The 2,356-nt window shown below is 67.0% G+C and carries 3 protein-coding genes; all 3 read right to left on the reverse strand.

Features of this window, described 5'->3' with window-relative positions; translation table 11 throughout:
- Positions 1 to 38 precede the first annotated feature (38 nt).
- Positions 39 to 1,310: an aromatic ring-hydroxylating dioxygenase subunit alpha gene (locus ABYX71_RS11615; RefSeq protein WP_372696654.1), complete on the reverse strand. Its 1,272-nt coding sequence runs from the start codon at positions 1,308 to 1,310 to the stop codon at positions 39 to 41.
- Between the two features lie 26 nt (positions 1,311 to 1,336).
- The gene (locus tag ABYX71_RS11620) at positions 1,337 to 1,831 is read right to left on the reverse strand and encodes an aromatic-ring-hydroxylating dioxygenase subunit beta (protein WP_372696655.1); all 495 of its coding nucleotides are present in this window, start codon (positions 1,829 to 1,831) and stop codon (positions 1,337 to 1,339) included.
- Positions 1,832 to 1,945: 114 nt separating this feature from the next.
- The coding region (locus tag ABYX71_RS11625) for an aldehyde dehydrogenase family protein (protein ID WP_372696656.1) at positions 1,946 to 2,356 on the reverse strand (411 nt) is incomplete at its 5' end.

Raw genomic sequence — 2,356 nt, forward strand, 5'->3', positions numbered from 1 at the left:
CCGTCCCGGCCGTCGCCGGGACGGGCTGAGCGGCCGCGTCAGTAGCCCATCAGCGCGCGGTAGTGATCCCAGAAGGCGCGGATGGTGGTCTCGGTGACCAGGTGGTCCGCGTCCTGGACGTCGCGCCCGCCCATCTCGATGCAGGACCAGTCGTTCTGGTCGCGCACCACCGCCTGCTGGCAGATCACGGACGACTCGCCGTCCTCCATGGAGATCAGGCCCGCCGGGCCGATCAGGTTGATCTGCTTCAGGCGGATGTTGCGCAGTTCCTCGTCGTCGGTCTTGTAACCGAAGTAGGTCCATACCAGCTCGAAGGCGTCGCGACCCTTGGGCAGGATCTGACGCACCGCCAGCGTGTTCTGGATCTGCTGGATCACCAGGCTCGGCATCAGCGACATGATCACCAGCGTGACGTCGTCGTCCCACTCGCCCTGGCGCCCGCGCAGCAGGGATGGGTCGTCCAGGGTGTAGGTGTCGGCCTGATAGGTGCGCAGCTGCGACTGCTTGGTGTCGGCCAGCGCCGCCTCGGAATCCGTCCCGGAACGCGAGAACAGCACCGTGTGCCAGCCGTTGGTGATCTTGACGCCGCCCACCTGGCTCGACCGGTACAGGCCGAACGTCATGTGGAACAGGTGCAGCAGGCTGGCGTGGTACGGATCCTTGGTGTTCTCGGCGTAGAACTTCCAGTTGCTGGGAATGTACTGGCGCGCGTGACCGATGACCTCGATCTCGCGGTCCTTGAAGATGCGCTGCAGGTGCGCGTCCATGGCCCCGCCGGCACCCAGGTAGTCCTGCACGCCCGGCATGTTCGCGTCGAAGGTGGCGAACACCACGCCGTGGTAGTCCTCCACGCGCAGCTTGCGCAGGCCGTGCGCCTTCAGATCGAAGTCCGCCGGATAGCCGCCCTTGCCGCCCAGGCCGCGACGAAACGGCACGCCGACCAGATCACCGGCGGCGTCGAACGACCACTGGTGGTACACGCAGGTGTAGGTGCCGGCGGCGTTGTTGCCGCGCAGCTCGCGGCACACCAGCGCACCGCGGTGGGCACAGCGGTTGACCCAGGCATGGATGGCGCCCGTGTCGTCGCGGGTCATCACCACCGGCGTATCGCCGACGTAGGTGGTCTTGAAATCGCCCGGGTTCGGCACCTCGGCCGCCAGCCCGATGAAGTTCCAGGTCGGCCCGCGGTAGATGCGGGCCTGCTCCTCGTCGTACACCGCCTGCTCGGTGAAGACCCCGTAGGGCACCGCCGAGCTGACACCCTCTTCCGGCCAGATGAGCCCGCCGGTCCGTTTCACGCGTGCGTCCATGACGTTCTGCTCCTTGCTGTGGCGGCTCAGATGGGGGTGACCATCAGGGTCTGGATGCGGTACGTGTCGAACACGCAGACCTTTTCCTTGAAACGCAGCTGCCCGTTGACCCGCACGATCTGGTCCACGTACTTGCCCGTGTTGTAGACGCGCGTCTCGCCGTCCAGCAGGGTCTGGAACACGCCGTAGTTGGTCTGCGCGCGGATCACGCCGCCCTGCTCGCCCAGGACGCGGGTGTTGCTCACCAGGTGACGGTAGAAGTGCGGGGCGTAGATGTTGGCCTTGCGCAGCGCCACGATGCGGTCACGCAGCATGCCCTTGCTGTCGCAGTACATGACCGCCACCGGCAAGCCGGCATCGGCGTTCTCTCGCGGGACGACCCGGTAGACGCAGTCGTCGGTGAAGAAGTCCGGCCACTCCTCCAGGCGATCGTCGTCGATGCACTGCACGTAGGCGTGAATCAGGTCTTCGACTTCCTGCCGGGTGGTAGTGACAGGAGCCGTGGCAACGGCAGTGGACATGGCGGCACCTCGTAATGTTCAGGTGCAGCCATTGTGGGAAAGCGCGACCGGCGGCCATTGACCGCCGTCAAGGGCACTGCGTGGCGCCAGGCCGGGCGGCCCGGCGCCCCCCGCCTACAGCCAGCGCAGCGCCAGCTGCATGACCCGCTCCAGGCGCGGCCCGTAGGGCGGGCGCATCAGTGCCTGCACCGACCAGCGGCTCTGGTACAGCACGCTCTTCTGGTGCGAGAAGGTGACGAAGCCGTCGAAGCCGTGATAGCGGCCGATGCCGCTCGGCCCGACGCCGCCGAACGGCAGCCCCTCGTGGGCGACGTGGAACAGCACGTCGTTCACGCAGGCGCCGCCGGACACGGTCTGGTCCAGCACGCGGGCGGTGCGCTCGGCGTTGTCGTCGAAGTGGTACAGCGCCAGCGGCCGCGGGTGGCTGTTGACGTAGTCGATCACCTGCGCCAGGTCGTCGTAGGTCTTGACCGGCAGCACCGGGCCGAAGATCTCTTCCTGCATCACGCTCATGTCGTCGGTGAC

Origin of the sequence: Immundisolibacter sp. (assembly GCF_041625615.1) — a bacterium.
Lineage (GTDB): Bacteria > Pseudomonadota > Gammaproteobacteria > Immundisolibacterales > Immundisolibacteraceae > Immundisolibacter.

What these genes read in the sequence shown, in the direction of transcription:
- ABYX71_RS11615 (WP_372696654.1), bottom strand. Translation starts at nt 1,310, where the DNA reads ATGGACGCACGCGTGAAACGGACCGGCGGGCTCATCTGGCCGGAAGAG.
- ABYX71_RS11620 (WP_372696655.1), bottom strand. Translation starts at nt 1,831, where the DNA reads ATGTCCACTGCCGTTGCCACGGCTCCTGTCACTACCACCCGGCAGGAA.